Origin of the sequence: Flavobacterium okayamense (assembly GCF_019702945.1) — a bacterium.
GTDB classification, from domain to species: Bacteria; Bacteroidota; Bacteroidia; order Flavobacteriales; family Flavobacteriaceae; genus Flavobacterium; species Flavobacterium okayamense.
Genome location: NZ_AP024749.1, coordinates 1,810,049 through 1,824,535, shown reverse-complemented (window position 1 = coordinate 1,824,535; position 14,487 = coordinate 1,810,049). Strand labels below are relative to the sequence as shown.

At 31.2% G+C, this 14,487-nt stretch carries 17 protein-coding genes; 14 read left to right on the top strand and 3 right to left on the bottom strand.

All coding sequences use genetic code 11. From position 1 onward, the window contains the following. Window positions 1–378: 378 nt before the first annotated feature. The 14 genes from KK2020170_RS08435 (at window position 379) to KK2020170_RS08370 (ending at window position 12,329) form a co-directional block, all read left to right on the top strand. Window positions 379–972, top strand: a complete 594-nt coding sequence (locus KK2020170_RS08435) for a hypothetical protein (protein WP_221257895.1) — start codon at window positions 379–381, stop codon at window positions 970–972. A 160-nt stretch (window positions 973–1,132) separates the two neighbouring features. Continuing rightward, a complete protein-coding gene (locus KK2020170_RS08430) occupies window positions 1,133–1,624 on the top strand; it encodes a hypothetical protein (protein ID WP_221257894.1) in 492 nt (163 codons plus the stop codon). Window positions 1,625–2,153: 529 nt separating this feature from the next. Beyond that, window positions 2,154–2,684: a hypothetical protein gene (locus KK2020170_RS08425; RefSeq protein WP_221257893.1), complete on the top strand. Its 531-nt coding sequence runs from the start codon at window positions 2,154–2,156 to the stop codon at window positions 2,682–2,684. A gap of 153 nt (window positions 2,685–2,837) precedes the next feature. Beyond that, entirely contained in the window at window positions 2,838–3,536 is a 699-nt protein-coding gene (locus tag KK2020170_RS08420) for a hypothetical protein (protein WP_221257892.1), read from the top strand. Window positions 3,537–3,727: 191 nt separating this feature from the next. After that, window positions 3,728–4,213, top strand: a complete 486-nt coding sequence (locus KK2020170_RS08415; RefSeq protein ID WP_221257891.1) for a DUF2004 domain-containing protein — start codon at window positions 3,728–3,730, stop codon at window positions 4,211–4,213. 2 nt (window positions 4,214–4,215) lie between these two features. After that, window positions 4,216–4,887 (top strand): DUF4304 domain-containing protein, encoded by a 672-nt coding sequence (locus KK2020170_RS08410; protein ID WP_221257890.1) that lies wholly within the window; start codon window positions 4,216–4,218, stop codon window positions 4,885–4,887. Between the two features lie 481 nt (window positions 4,888–5,368). Beyond that, window positions 5,369–6,484 carry an FG-GAP repeat domain-containing protein gene (locus tag KK2020170_RS08405; protein WP_221257889.1) on the top strand — a complete coding sequence of 372 codons (1,116 nt, stop codon included), beginning with the start codon at window positions 5,369–5,371 and terminating at the stop codon, window positions 6,482–6,484. A gap of 501 nt (window positions 6,485–6,985) precedes the next feature. Next, a complete protein-coding gene (locus KK2020170_RS08400) occupies window positions 6,986–7,489 on the top strand; it encodes a hypothetical protein (RefSeq protein ID WP_221257888.1) in 504 nt (167 codons plus the stop codon). 485 nt (window positions 7,490–7,974) lie between these two features. Further along, complete coding sequence (locus KK2020170_RS08395) at window positions 7,975–8,988, top strand: hypothetical protein (protein WP_221257887.1); 1,014 nt, start codon at window positions 7,975–7,977, stop codon at window positions 8,986–8,988. 461 nt (window positions 8,989–9,449) lie between these two features. Beyond that, window positions 9,450–9,944, top strand: coding sequence for a hypothetical protein (locus KK2020170_RS08390; RefSeq protein ID WP_221257886.1), 495 nt, complete (start codon window positions 9,450–9,452; stop codon window positions 9,942–9,944). 228 nt (window positions 9,945–10,172) lie between these two features. Then, window positions 10,173–10,862 (top strand): M949_RS01915 family surface polysaccharide biosynthesis protein, encoded by a 690-nt coding sequence (locus KK2020170_RS08385; RefSeq protein WP_221257885.1) that lies wholly within the window; start codon window positions 10,173–10,175, stop codon window positions 10,860–10,862. Window positions 10,863–11,015: 153 nt separating this feature from the next. Further along, window positions 11,016–11,498 (top strand): hypothetical protein, encoded by a 483-nt coding sequence (locus KK2020170_RS08380; protein ID WP_221257884.1) that lies wholly within the window; start codon window positions 11,016–11,018, stop codon window positions 11,496–11,498. A 169-nt stretch (window positions 11,499–11,667) separates the two neighbouring features. Continuing rightward, window positions 11,668–11,826 carry a hypothetical protein gene (locus KK2020170_RS08375; RefSeq protein ID WP_221257883.1) on the top strand — a complete coding sequence of 53 codons (159 nt, stop codon included), beginning with the start codon at window positions 11,668–11,670 and terminating at the stop codon, window positions 11,824–11,826. 35 nt (window positions 11,827–11,861) lie between these two features. Then, window positions 11,862–12,329, top strand: a complete 468-nt coding sequence (locus KK2020170_RS08370; RefSeq protein ID WP_221257882.1) for a hypothetical protein — start codon at window positions 11,862–11,864, stop codon at window positions 12,327–12,329. Between the two features lies 1 nt (window position 12,330). Here KK2020170_RS08370 and hisIE read toward each other — a convergent pair whose 3' ends face one another. Genes hisIE through hisA form a run of 3 tightly spaced genes read right to left on the bottom strand, consistent with a single transcriptional unit; the run spans window position 12,331 to window position 14,484 of the window. After that, window positions 12,331–12,930 (bottom strand): bifunctional phosphoribosyl-AMP cyclohydrolase/phosphoribosyl-ATP diphosphatase HisIE, encoded by a 600-nt coding sequence (hisIE, locus tag KK2020170_RS08365; RefSeq protein WP_221260017.1) that lies wholly within the window; start codon window positions 12,928–12,930, stop codon window positions 12,331–12,333. 52 nt (window positions 12,931–12,982) lie between these two features. After that, the gene (gene hisF / locus KK2020170_RS08360; protein WP_221257881.1) at window positions 12,983–13,738 is read right to left on the bottom strand and encodes an imidazole glycerol phosphate synthase subunit HisF; all 756 of its coding nucleotides are present in this window, start codon (window positions 13,736–13,738) and stop codon (window positions 12,983–12,985) included. A 2-nt stretch (window positions 13,739–13,740) separates the two neighbouring features. Continuing rightward, window positions 13,741–14,484 (bottom strand): 1-(5-phosphoribosyl)-5-[(5-phosphoribosylamino)methylideneamino]imidazole-4-carboxamide isomerase, encoded by a 744-nt coding sequence (gene hisA, locus KK2020170_RS08355; RefSeq protein ID WP_221257880.1) that lies wholly within the window; start codon window positions 14,482–14,484, stop codon window positions 13,741–13,743. Between the last annotated feature and the right edge of the window lie 3 nt (window positions 14,485–14,487).

The window sequence follows — 14,487 nt, the reverse complement described above, 5'->3', positions numbered from 1 at the left end:
TGTAGCCGCGAAACGTTAGAACACATTCAGCTAAAGCTGACTTTTGTTGCTATATTTTGCTGCACAAAATCCCACCCCAAAAGAAATGTGTTCTAACGACCTGCTAAACCAAATTGCTTGGAATATTTGCTATAATACAGCTTTAACTGCCCATCGAGGGAAAACGTGTACTAACATAAGCTATAAGCAATTTGGACCTATAATTTTTGCTCCCAATAACCGAAATTTGAACCAATAACGTAAACTGCGTTTACTATTGGATAATCAATTATCCGATTGGTAAGCGGAAGTCATCTAATCGGATAATTGCTCAGCAAATTTCTTATATTTACGCAAAAATCATAGAACTGCGTTTAGCAGGTCGTTGTAGTACATTTTATGAATTTCAGAATATACATATTTTTTATAGTAATTTTACTAAACTTCAGTTGTCAAAATAATTGTAATTGTAAAATAGATGATGAGATTCTCAGAAAAAATGATAGCATTTTAAATACTATAAATTCAATAAATAAAAAATACTGGGATAAATATTTATCTGACTTAGAAGAAAATGATATTAGATTTGAAAAGAAAAATATATACAGATTTTCAAATAAAGATATCATGAGTGGTTCAACATTTGTCTATAAAATTGAACAGAATGTTAGAGATTATAAACTAACTGTTAAGAAACATTATAAATATTTTGATGGAAATGACAGTATTAACATTAAATATGAAAGACAACTAACAGAAAAAGAATGGAATAAATTTGAAAATCAAATAAAAAACACATGTTTTTGGACTTTACCAACCAGAATTAAAAGAAGCGGCTTGGATGGTTCAAATTGGTTATTAGAAGCAATTTCAATTAACAAAAATTATTGTACAGAAAGAAACTATCATGCTGTAATTAGATGGAGTCCCGAAAATGAAAGTGAGTTTTATAAATTATGTCAAATACTTATTGGATTTGATAAAAATGAATAAAAACGTACTACAACATTGGTTAGCTGTTATTGTGGCTTCTCGCCTACTTCCGAATTTTCTCCGAAAATCCGAAAGTATTCGTATATTTGGTTTGGCTAGTAACAAAACACCACAACATCAGCTAGCCAAGAACCGTTAGCAGTTATTTCAAAAAAACGTTATGAAAAAACTATTCGTAATTTTATCAATTATCTTATTATGTACTGGTTTCAAAAACAAATTGGGACAAAGAAAAACAACGTTGATCCAGTTTACAGAAAAAGAAATAGAATCAGGTTTTGTAAATAAAAATCCTCTAATTGTATACAATGGAAAACCTATAGGAAAATTTTCTGAAATTGATCATTCTTTAAACTTTTTCAACAAAGAAATTATCAATCCATATAGCTTTTCAAAAGAATCTAAGATTATGGTTGAAATTTTTGGTGATGACGCAAAAGAAGGAATAATTTCCTTTGAAGATAGAATGCTTTTGTACTGCAAAGGTCAACCAATGTATCTACATCTTATCAATGATAAAATTGTTGGAATCATGGAATTTGCTAAAGTTAACCCCAAAAAGATTAAAAAGTATTCTGAAATGAATTGGGTTAAAAGGGAAAAAGATTCAACTTATCTATATGGACATATTTACTCAATAATTACTAAATAAAGAAACAACTGCTAACAGCGGTTTTAAGAAATGGCGGGGCTTGGTGATTATTTGGAATGGTTTGGTGCTTATATTTCTTCTTTTCATTCAGCTTTTTTCTTTAAGACTTTTCGGTATATTTGTAAACATCAGTAAAAAAAGTCCGCCACTTCTTAAAGCCGGCGGGACGTTAGAACACATTCAGCTAAAGCTGACTTTTGTTGCTATATTTTGCTGCGCTAAATCCCACCCCAAAAGAAATGTGTTCTAACGACCTGCTAAACCAAATTGCTTGGAATATTTGCTATAATACAGCTTTAACTGCCCATCGAGGGAAAACGTGTACTAACATAAGCTAAAAGCAATTTGGCTCTATAATTTTTGCTCCCAATAACCGAAATTTGAACCAATAACGTAAACTACGTTTACTATTGGACAATCAATTATCCGATTGGTAAGCGGAAGTCCTTTAATCGGATAATTGCTCAACAAATTTCTTATATTTACGCAAAAATCATAGAACTGCGTTTAGCAGGTCGTTAGCTACAATTTGAGAAAAACCGTGACTGAAACTAAAAACATAAATAATACAACGTCAAAAGAATGGTTAATTTTAATAACTGAATTCTTATCTAATCGTAATTCTAAATCGACAAAAACTATTTCGGAATTTTTAGGCTCTGAAAACAAGAAATACAAAAGAAATGAACGAGGCTCGAAATTCTTAATTCCCAAAAACACGAATTTAAATTACGTTGCGATAAATCCTGATTTAGAGAATACTGAAACGGATAAACCTGTTACTTATTTAGCATTTAGCGGAGAAAAACTGAATTTGAAATTGAATTATCTGACTGAATTGTTTCCAAATGTTGAATTAGTAGAAAACACCTATGATGGAGGAATTCAATTGTTTTTTAATCCCGTAGATAAAAGATTTTATTTTACAGCAGTCGCTTGTGAAATTTTTACTGACTATAAAACTCTTAATGAATTGACCGATGTTAACATAAATAGTATATCTTTTATGTTTAAACCAAATAAATTGAAAACAAGAGCTGGATATATAATGACAGAATAAAAACTGTAGCTAACAGCGGTTTGCTTCAATGGCTACTTCCGGATTTTCCTGCGGAAAATCCGCTGCTGAATGGAATGTTTTGTTATATTTGTAATGGCTTGGTGTTGGTTCAACGCCACTGAGAGCAAGCCTCATAACGTTGTATGCAATTTGATGAAAAAAATTATTTACATCATACTATTAGGAATTATTTTAAATTGTAATAATTCAAAATCAAACGCTGACAGTCAATCCGAACTGTATAAATTGACTTGCGAAAATGAGAGAGAACTACTTACTAATCCAAAAAATAATTGGAGAATCCCACTTGAACTAATTAACAACATCAATGATTATATTTCGGAATCAAATGTTCAATTAAAATCACCAAACGCTCTTAATGGAATTGAAAAATCGGAATATGGTATGAGCATTTATTCCAACATTTTCCCGTACTCAAAAATCAATGGAATTGAAATTGGACTTATGCCACTTGTAAGAAGTACTGGAAGTGGATTTACATCTTTTGTTGAAGACAGTTTTAGAATTGAAATTGATGAAGAGCAAAAAAGCCAATTACAACTAAAGCAAAATGTTTTTGAGTTTTACCGGAATTTTAAGCCAAATACTGAATTCGATTCAGACATAAGACTACGATATCCTAGGATAGATTTGACTTTCAGAGGCAATACTTTTTATAAAATGAATGACGTATTAAGCAGAATCGCATTGGGTTATTTAGAGGCAGCTGAATTGAAATCAGAAAAATTATTTTCAAAAAATATTTGTGAATTGAACAAAACAGAATTGAACAAACTAAAATCTGATTTTGAATTAAACATTCGGATATTCAAAATGGGAGGAATTGAATAAAAACTGCATACAACAATGTATAACCGCAATTACGGCGGATTCGACTACGTCCGAATCCACTCGAAATTGCTAAGGTCAGTGACGAACAGAAATTTTTGGTATATTTAACCCGTAACTGACGGTTATACTGAAACGTTATGGGCAAGTTAAGAAAACATCCTGCAAATAATTAAACTAAATGGATTAAAAAAATGAAACTTAAATACTTTAACGAAATTGATTTACAAAACCTGACTGATTATTATGAAGTTGATATTGATTTTAAAGGAAATTCTGTGCAGTTAGACATAAACTTTCAGGAAACTAAAATCAATGAATCAAATCTTGATTATCTAAAAAGTATTTTGGACGATTTGGATGGAATTTTACTAAAAGTAAATGACTTCATTAAAAACGACTATAAATCGGGTGAAGATGTTAAGGAGTTTCTGGCTTTTCATATAGAGGAGCTGGACAATGATGAACTTGAAAGTCTTCTTTCAGATTCGGATAAATCATTATCGAGAGAGGAACAACTTCTATCAATAATCAAACTTAAACGGATTGGATTCTACCCCGAAGACAATGACGAGTATGTAATTTTTGATTTTGTTACAGACGAGGAAGTTTCACAGTACTTATTAGTAGTTAAGGTAAATAGTAAAGGACAACTTGACCACATAACAATGGAGAGTTAATTATGGATGCGGCTGGATTTAAAAAACTTGTTACCAAACATTTTGCTCCAAAGATTAGAGAACTTGGCTGGAAAGGTTCTGGCTTTCATTTTAGAAAAGTAGAAGATAATCACATTGTAAAAGTTTTTGGATTTCAAGGAGCATGGTATGGTGGGTCAGTATGTTGTGAGACTGCAATTCACTTTGACTTTATTCCCGATTTAGCACAAGATAATGTTGACGTGAACAAAATTACATATGCATCATGTTTGATTCGGAAAAGACTATCACCCAAAGGAGATGGTGATTATCACTGGAATTTTAGGGATAGTGAAGCAGATAATATTGAATCGATAAATCAAATTTGGGAATCGTTTGAGAAACATGGAACAAAGTTTTACAATTCGTTTATGGATTTTCCAAAACCATTTGATAAGATAAAAGTTAAAGACCTCAAAAAAAGAGACTATCGTTTGATAAAAAATTGCTTTATCTCAAATATGATTGAGTTTGCTTGGATTTTAAAAGAAATTAACCTAAAGATTGGAAAATATAACATTGCGCAAGAATTTGCAGACTACGGATTAGATGAAGCTAATAAGTGGGCAAAAGAAATGGCTAAAAATAATCGAGGAAAAATAGACCAAGAGTATATTCGGATTTATGAAGATAAGTTTAAGATAACCAGCCCATAACACGCGGTCATAAAACATTGCGCAGATAGTGCTATATTTGAACAAAATAACATTTAATCAACGGCTTAGCGGGCTGATAAGTTTGTGTTCCAAAATGCGCAACGTTTCATACCGCCACCGTTAGAACACATTCAGCTAAAGCTGACTTTTGTTGCTATATTTTGCTGCACAAAATCCCACCCCAAAAGAAATGTGTTCTAACGACCTGCTAAACCAAATTGCTTGGAATATTTGCTATAATACAGCTTTAACTGCCCATCGAGGGAAAACGTGTACTAACATAAGCTATAAGCAATTTGGACCTATAATTTTTGCTCCCAATAACCGAAATTTGAACCAATAACGTAAACTGCGTTTACTATTGGATAATCAATTATCCGATTGGTAAGCGGAAGTCATCTAATCGGATAATTGCTCAACAAATTTCTTATATTTACGCAAAAATCATAGAACTGCGTTTAGCAGGTCGTTGCCCACAATTATGAAAAAGATTCGAACGCTAATATTATTACTTACTTTATTGACAATTTCATTTAATGGATTCTCTCAAGAAGTGACATTTTTTAATGCCGATGGATTTTTTTCAATTGGAACACAATCAAACCGAACAGCTTCTATAACCTTATACGATATTGACAACGACGGAGATTTAGATGCGCTTGTTGCAAATGGCAGACATTGGGCAGAACAGAATTATATTTATTACAATGATGGCAAAGGAGGTTTTAAAACAGCGCAACCCATCGGAAAAATCCTTGATGCTTCATATGCTTTAAAAAGTGCTGACTTCAATAATGATGGATTTGTAGACATAGCCGTAGCCAACGACAATATTCCGAATAAAATTTATTTTGGTTCTGCAAATGACAGCTTTGACAATGAAATTTCTTTTGGATCTTTAGCACCTTCAAGAAATCTTGAAATAGCAGATATTGACAACGATGGAGATTTTGACCTAATACTTTCAAATAGAAAAGCCGTAAACGAAATTTGCCTTAATGACGGAAAAGGAAATTTTGAAAAAATCATCACTTTTGGATCTGATTCTGACCAAACAATTCAAACAAGAATCGTAGATATAAACAAAGACGGATTTTTAGACTTAATTACAGCAGAAAGACAAAGTAAAAACAAAATTTATCTAAATGACGGAAAACAGAATTTTTTAAAAGTAATAGAATTTGGTAATGAAAAAGATGAAACCCGTTCTATTGATATTGGAGATTTTGACAAAGATGGATTTTTAGATGTTGTAACAGGAAATTTAGGTTCAAAAAATAGCATTTATTTTGGCGACAAAAATTTGACTTATAAGCGAGTTTTCGTTTTCAAAGAAGAACGTCAGACTTCATCAATAAAAGTAGCAGACTTAAATCAAGATGGCTATTTAGATATTGTTGAGGGAAATTCAGAAGAACGGAATTATATTTATTTAGGCCAGAAAGATGGCTCGTTTATAGAAATTGGTTTGCGAGAAGACTTAAAAGATGACACTTATAACATTGAAATAGGAGATTTAAATAATGATGGATTACCAGACATTGTTGAATCAAATTCAGGAACTTGGAATTTATATTATAGAACTCGTAAAAAATAACTGTGGGCAACAACGTGTATAATTAATGGCTGGTTATCGCCTACTTGCAAAAATACTCGCGGATTTTCTATTCGGTTTTATTTGCTAAATTAGGTGCTTAAACACGCCACTAATCATACACAAACACGTTAGAACACATTCAGCTAAAGCTGACTTTTGTTGCTATATTTTGCTGCGCTAAATCCCACCCCAAAAGAAATGTGTTCTAACGACCTGCTAAACCAAATTGCTTGGAATATTTGCTATAATACAGCTTTAACTGCCCATCGAGGGAAAACGTGTACTAACATAAGCTAAAAGCAATTTGGCTCTATAATTTTTGCTCCCAATAACCGAAATTTGAACCAATAACGTAAACTACGTTTACTATTGGACAATCAATTATCCGATTGGTAAGCGGAAGTCCTTTAATCGGATAATTGCTCAACAAATTTCTTATATTTACTCAAAAATCATAGAACTGCGTTTAGCAGGTCGTTGTGTGTAATTTGAGAAAAACTAATGCAGAGAACAGAAATCATAGATAAGAATCAACTTTTTGAACTGATTGAATTCATTCTTTCGGACTCTAAAAATGAATTCTATGAATCATATTCTGAAATGGAAAAAGAAATAGTTCGAATAAACAATATCTCTGAATTCCAAGACTATTTTGACAATGGAATAGCGAATGGAAAAATGCATTTCGGATTTGGAAATTATAATCCTGAATCGAAAGGCAAGTTCTTTACGTCGAAAATAAAGCTAAATCCTAAATATTGTGACGGAAAAACTTTCCGCTATCGAATAGATGGTTGGGCAATAATCTTTATTCAGTTTGACTTACAAAACGGAGAAAACCGAATTGAATGTAGAGTTTCCGTAAATTCAAAAAAACGAGCTGAAAACTGGGAAAGCACAAATCCTGAATTTGGGAATCCTGAATTATGGGAATGGAAAAATGTGGAAAGTAGAGCGAGAAAAATAATTAACCGATTAAAAAAAACTACACACAACAATGTATAACCGCAATTACGGCGGATTCGACTACGTCCGAATCCACTCGGAATTGCTAAAGTCCGTGCCAAACCGAAAATAAGCGCATATTAACCCGTAACTGACGGTTATACCTAAACGTTAGAACACATTCAGCTAAAGCTGACTTTTGTTGCTATATTTTGCTGCGCAAAATCCCACCCCAAAAGAAATGTGTTCTAACGACCTGCTAAACCAAATTGCTAGGAATATTTGCTATAATACAGCTTTAGCTGCCCATCGAGGGAAAACGTGTACTAACATAAGCTATAAGCAATTTGGTCCTATAATTTTTGCTCCCAATAACCGAAATTTGAACCAATTACGTAAACTACGTTTACTATTGGACAATCAATTATCCGATTGGTAAGCGGAAGTCCTTTAATCGGATAATTGCTCAACAAATTTCTTATATTTACGCAAAAATCATAGAACTGCGTTTAGCAGGTCGTTGGCAATAATTACATGAACAAAATATGAATTGTATAAAATTAATCCCTATCTGCCTCATCATCTTTGGTTGTTCTGAATCGAAACAAAAACAACCATTAAAAGTTGAAGGTGCTGAAACATTAGTTTCTAATCAAAAAAGACTTCCTCCAAAGTCGGTTTCACCAGTTATAGTTGATAAAATCAAATATGTTTCTTCTTTAAATGAAATAATAGCAATCGATATTGAAAGTCAAAAAGAACTTTGGAGAAAAGAAATATATGAAATTTCATATGATGAAAGTCTCGAGAGAGATGTTCAAGATATCTTCATTGACTCAATTATGTTATTCAATAATTCATTGGTAATCAGAAATGAATCTAACGAATTGTATTTTCTAGGATTAGATTTAAAAAAAATATACCCAAACCATACTGAGATTGAAAAACATGAACATCAAGGATATGATCTTTACTTTAGTGAATCATATAAAACCGAGTTCGAATATTTTAAGAGTTTGGACTCTCATACCGAGCAACTGAATAAAAGTGAGTGTATAGAGAGAGAACTATTATCCGAGTTGTCAAATCAATCATTAGATCTAAAATTAAATAATGGTCAATTCCATAATCTAAGAAAACCTATAGAAGATGAGCAGTTTTATGGATATTCATTCGAACATTTCGATCCAACCACAAACCTATATGTAGTCTGGGAAAATTGGTTAGAGGCAGGACATCCTATTGCAATAGACGCTAGAAACGGTAATGAATTAGTACTATTTGGGAAAAATTTCTCAACCAATTTGAGTGCTTCATCAACTGTCAATTTTGCGATTGATCTTGGTGCAGGATGGACACCAAACGGTATTCAATTTTTAAATATAGATGAAGGTCAGATTAAGAAACTATTCGAATTCGATCCAATAGATTTACTTTCAAAAAATTGGGGACCATTAGATGTAGCATGGAAAAATGATTCGACCGTAATCATTCATTTTACTGATGCCAAGTCTTCTTCAATTTACATGCAGATGAAATTCAAAAATCAAACGAATTAACTATTGCCAACAAAACCTATAAGCAATAATGCCCTTCGGGATGCTACTGCTCATAGCTAAACCGTTAGAACACATTCAGCTAAAGCTGACTTTTGTTGCTATATTTTGCTGCGCTAAATCCCACCCCAAAAGAAATGTGTTCTAACGACCTGCTAAACCAAATTGCTTGGAATATTTGCTATAATACAGCTTTAACTGCCCATCGAGGGAAAACGTGTACTAACATAAGCTATAAGCAATTTGGTCCTATAATTTTTGCTCCCAATAACCGAAATTTGAACCAATAACGTAAACTACGTTTACTATTGGACAATCAATTATCCGATTGGTAAGCGGAAGTCCTTTAATCGGATAATTGCTCAACAAATTTCTTATATTTACTCAAAAATCATAGAACTGCGTTTAGCAGGTCGTTAGTGGGAATAAAGACTACTCGAATAAATGACTAAAATATAATATTTATGGGGATAATAAGTGGTTTTCTTGAATTATTTGGTTGCAATAGTCGTAATGATAGTAACCCAAATAGTAGCAATGATAATAACTCGAATAATACAATCTTAATTGCAAAGCAAATTAAGATTGACGAATTAGAGGGTCAACTTAATTTATTACAGACAGGTAAAACAGAATTTGATTTTATTGGAATCACCTCGAACGGCATTGACTGCATATATTTCATGAAAGAAGGAAATAAATTACAAATTGAATTTGAAGCAATGATATTAGAGCAATTGCCCTATATAGAATCATTGAGAGAATTTGCAAATCAGAATGGAATTGAAACAACTGATACAGATTACGGCAACCAACCTCGATATGAATCAAAAAATCCTGCACCTGTGCTCAGATTGAATGTAAATGCGGACATCAAAAAAGCAGCAGAATTAGGAAGACTAATTGAGACGGTCATTTTTAAGAATAATGACAATGCAAAATATGACGTTGTACTATAATGAAATAACACTAACATAAGCTAAATGCAATTTGGTCCTATAATTTTTGCTCCCAATAACCGAAATTTGAACCAATTACGTAAACTACGTTTACTATTGGACAATCAATTATCCGATTGGTAAGCGGAAGTCCTTTAATCGGATAATTGCTCAACAAATTTCTTATATTTACGCAAAAATCATAGAACTGCGTTTAGCAGGTCGTTAGTAGTCATACTAAACAGAAACATGAAATTAAGGCAAATTAGAGCAATTTTATTATTATTATTTTTCATTAGTTGTAATCAAAAAAAAATTGATAATAATGATTCAAAATTATCTGAAAATGATAAATATGAAAACAAAATTTCAACACAAAATATTTCTGTAAATGAATTACCCAAAGAATTAACTTTTAAAGGCAATTTTATTAAAGCTACTAAACTAAAAGATGAGATAGGTAATCAAATAGTACTTTTAACCCAAACCGAAGAAACACAAAGTGAGAAAATTAAGTTCATTGAGCATGAATTTGATAAGAGTATTTATGTATATAACTTCTTGTTGAACAATACTAGCAATAAGTATGAATTAAATTGGAAAATTCAAGATTTTGAAAAAAATTGTGACTTTGATTTAATTATAGGCTTTTTAGACAATACAAATCTATTTACTGATTTAAATAATAACGGAATTACGGAAATTTGGTCAATGTATCAAAAAGGATGTGTTTCTGATGTAAGTTCTTTAGAAATGAAAATCATTATGTATGAAGGAGAAAATAAACATACAATTAGAGGTAATAGCTTAATAGATTTTGGTAATTCAAAATTTGGAGGTGAATATAAAATTGATGATAATTTTTTGAAATCACATCCAAAAATATTAAATTTTGCAAAGAGAATGTGGAAGGACAATTACATCCAGAAATTTGAATAAAAAAGTACGAACTACTAACAGCAGTTAGCCTCAATGACTCGAGATAAGATTTTCCTACGGAAAGCCACAGGCAACCAAAATAACTTATATTTGTTATAGCAAGTCTTTAATCGCTGCCAATAAGGTTAGCTGTAAAATGCTATGTTTAATTCTATGAAAAAATATCTATTCATAATAATAGCAATATTCTGCTTTATAAATGTTTGCTCATCGCAAATAGATGAAAAAGATATATTTTCAGAAATAATTAGTTCTAATATAAACGAAAATGATTCAATTCATATTGAAATTAAATATCGTGAACAAATAGGTTGTCTTGGAAATTATGTTGGAAAAATATTAATTAATGTAAAAGCAGAAAAACTCATTTTTTGTCATATATCATCAAATCCGAAAAGAAAATTTGAAGGATTTCAAACCGCAAACAAAAATATTCTTAAATTAGTTAGAGATTTCGAAATTAATGGAAAAAAAAGCAAAAAAAGGCCATGTGGAACAATTCTCGCTGAACAGCATGGTTTTGAAATTTATTTAAAAATTAATGATAAAGAAACAGAATTTACTTTTTGTAAATTTGAATATGATGGATTAGACATATTACTTCAAAAATTAGTTTCTTTAAAAGAGAAAAACTAATGCTAACAAAGGTTACAAATAAGAGTTAGTTCAGGAATATTCTGAAAATTGTTTCATCAATTCAAAATTTCACACTTTTTTTCTAATTTTCTAAACTTTGTCTTTTGTAGGCTACTTTCTTTATTAGTTTTGAAATAATTCATAAAAGAAAGTTTAATATTTTTAACAAATGGGAAATAAACGAAAAGGTCAATTAACAACTCATTCTGAATGGCATAAACATTTAAAAAAGATTGGAAAAAGGTTTTTCTGGAAAGGTGAGCGATTAGCTGAAAAGAAAATGATTGATCAAAATCTAACTGAAATAGAAAAGAATAAAAAACTATAGCAAAATAAATTCATAAGTAATTACCAAAACTTATTTTGAACTTTAAAAACATTATTAAATATTTCACCTTAATTTTTATTGGATTAGGAATTGGTTTGTCTTTACTTTTTGGTGTTGAATATACTTGTAAAGGTTCAAACGAAATGTTTCCTGATTATTACGGAAATCCTTTCATCTTTAAACAAGAATCTTTAGGAAGTTCCTTAGAATATTATTTTAGTTTAACCGGAATAATTTTGAATACTTTATTTTGGACAATAATTTTAATTGGATTGAGATTAATAATTTTAAAAATTATAAAGATTTCAAATAACAATAAATTTATAATTTATTCCTACAGGTTAATCACTTTAGTTTTAATCTTATTTACAATACTAAACATTTACATTTCTTATTTAGAAATGGGTATGAGTTTTAATCAAATTGAATTGTATTGGGACATGAATAAAGAAGCCCAAGTGTACGGATTAATTTGTGAAGGTGAATGGTTTTTTATGTTTTAAATTACTTCTCTCTTCCCTTCAATACATCTACTACATCATTTAACTGAAAACCTTTTGCTTGCAATAAAATTAAATAGTGAAACAATAAATCGGCGCTTTCGTTCAAGAATAAATCGTCATTGTTGTCCTTTGCTTCAATAACGACCTCAACGGCTTCTTCCCCAACTTTTTGGGCGATTTTATTTATTCCTTTTTCAAAAAGAGAAGCTACATAACTCTTTTCAGCTGAAGCGTTTTCTTTACGCGCTGTAATTGTGTTTTCTAATTTTGATAAAAACCCATACTCTTGATTGTTTTGTTCGTTCCAACAAGTATCAGAACCTTTGTGACATGTTGGCCCCATAGGATTTACTTTTAGCAACAACGTATCGTTATCACAATCAATCGCATAACTTACTAAGTTTAAAAAGTTGCCACTCTCCTCGCCTTTTGTCCATAATCTATTTTTAGTACGACTAAAGAAAGTTACTTTTTTTGTGGTTATTGTTTTATCTAATGCTTCTTGGTTCATAAAACCCAACATTAATACGTTTTTGGTTTCATTATCTTGAATTATTGTTGGTACTAAACCGTCTGTATATTTTGTGAAATTTATCATAATTATATTCTTTTACACCCCTCTATTGCTTTCGCAATAATCCTCAAGGGGACAATTATAGTCTAATGTTAATATTTTGTTGTTTTAAAAATTCTTTCAATTCTGGAATATCAATTTCGTGGTAATGAAAAACACTTGCGGCTAAAGCAGCATCAGCTTTTCCTACGATAAAAGTATCGGCAAAATGTTGCATAGTTCCAGCACCACCAGAAGCTATGATTGGAATATTTACAATTTCAGAAAGTTTAGCCAAAGCTTCATTGGCAAAGCCATTTTTAGTTCCATCGTTATTCATAGAAGTAAATAAAATTTCGCCTGCGCCTCTTTCTTCAACTTCTTTAGCCCAATCGAATAAATTCAATTCAGTTGGAACTTTACCACCAACTAAATGTACCATCCATTCGCCATTAATTTTTTTGGCATCTATAGCTACAACTGTACACTGGCTTCCATATTTAGCTGCGATTTCATTTATTAATTGAGGTCTTTTTACTGCCGAAGAATTGATAGAAACTTTATCGGCTCCATTTCTCAACAATATATCTACATCTTCCACAGAAGAAATTCCACCACCAACAGTAAAGGGAATGTTTATCGTTTCGGCTACTTTTCTTACCAAATCGACTAATGTCTTTCTGCGTTCTTCTGTAGCTGAAATATCTAAGAATACCAATTCATCCGCCATGGTATCGGCGTATTTTTTTGCCAACTCTACAGGATCGCCAGCATCGCGCAATTCTAAGAAATTAATACCTTTTACGGTGCGTCCGTTTTTAATATCCAGACATGAAATTATTCTTTTTGTTAGCATTTTTAGTTGTTTAAAATGTAATTTTCTAATTGTTTTAAACTGATTCTGTTTTCGTAAATTGCTTTTCCAATTATTGTTCCCTCGCAACCTAATTCTACTAATTTTGGTAGTTCGTCGAAAGTGGAAATTCCTCCAGAAGCGATTAATTTTAATCTCGACTCCGCTCGATTTGACAAATCAGAATCTAAAATCTTTTTGTATAAATCAAAACTTGGACCTTGTAACATGCCATCTTTAGAAATGTCTGTACAAATAACATATTCAATACCTTCTTGTTGGTATTTTTGAATAAATGGAATAACTTCTTCAGTAGATTCTTCTAACCAACCTGAAATAGCTATTTTTTCATCAGCAGCATCAGCGCCAAGGATAATAGCATCAGCTCCATATTCAGAAATCCATTTTTTAAAAACATCTGGATTTTTTACAGCTATACTTCCACCGGTAATTTGTTTCGCACCACTTTCGAAAGCGATTTTAATATCATTATCGGTTTTAATGCCTCCACCAAAATCAATTTTTAATGAAGTTTTTAAAGCTATTTGTTCCAAAACTTTGTAGTTCACAATTTGACTCGATTTTGCACCATCTAAATCAACTAAATGCAAGTACTGAATGCCTGATGCTTCAAATTCTTTGGCAACTTCTAATGGGTTTTCGTTATATATTTTTTTTGTATTGTAATCACCTTTCGATAGCCTTACGCATTTTCCATCGATGATATCTATAGCTGGAATTATTCTCATTTT

Coding starts and splice junctions, on each gene's coding strand:
- KK2020170_RS08435 (WP_221257895.1), top strand. CDS start 379: ATGAATTTCAGAATATACATATTTTTTATAGTAATTTTACTAAACTTC.
- KK2020170_RS08430 (WP_221257894.1), top strand. CDS start 1,133: ATGAAAAAACTATTCGTAATTTTATCAATTATCTTATTATGTACTGGT.
- KK2020170_RS08420 (WP_221257892.1), top strand. CDS start 2,838: ATGAAAAAAATTATTTACATCATACTATTAGGAATTATTTTAAATTGT.
- KK2020170_RS08415 (WP_221257891.1), top strand. CDS start 3,728: ATGAAACTTAAATACTTTAACGAAATTGATTTACAAAACCTGACTGAT.
- KK2020170_RS08410 (WP_221257890.1), top strand. CDS start 4,216: ATGGATGCGGCTGGATTTAAAAAACTTGTTACCAAACATTTTGCTCCA.
- KK2020170_RS08405 (WP_221257889.1), top strand. CDS start 5,369: ATGAAAAAGATTCGAACGCTAATATTATTACTTACTTTATTGACAATT.
- KK2020170_RS08400 (WP_221257888.1), top strand. CDS start 6,986: ATGCAGAGAACAGAAATCATAGATAAGAATCAACTTTTTGAACTGATT.
- KK2020170_RS08395 (WP_221257887.1), top strand. CDS start 7,975: ATGAATTGTATAAAATTAATCCCTATCTGCCTCATCATCTTTGGTTGT.
- KK2020170_RS08390 (WP_221257886.1), top strand. CDS start 9,450: ATGGGGATAATAAGTGGTTTTCTTGAATTATTTGGTTGCAATAGTCGT.
- KK2020170_RS08385 (WP_221257885.1), top strand. CDS start 10,173: ATGAAATTAAGGCAAATTAGAGCAATTTTATTATTATTATTTTTCATT.
- KK2020170_RS08380 (WP_221257884.1), top strand. CDS start 11,016: ATGAAAAAATATCTATTCATAATAATAGCAATATTCTGCTTTATAAAT.
- KK2020170_RS08375 (WP_221257883.1), top strand. CDS start 11,668: ATGGGAAATAAACGAAAAGGTCAATTAACAACTCATTCTGAATGGCAT.
- hisF (WP_221257881.1), bottom strand. CDS start 13,738: ATGCTAACAAAAAGAATAATTTCATGTCTGGATATTAAAAACGGACGC.
- hisA (WP_221257880.1), bottom strand. CDS start 14,484: ATGAGAATAATTCCAGCTATAGATATCATCGATGGAAAATGCGTAAGG.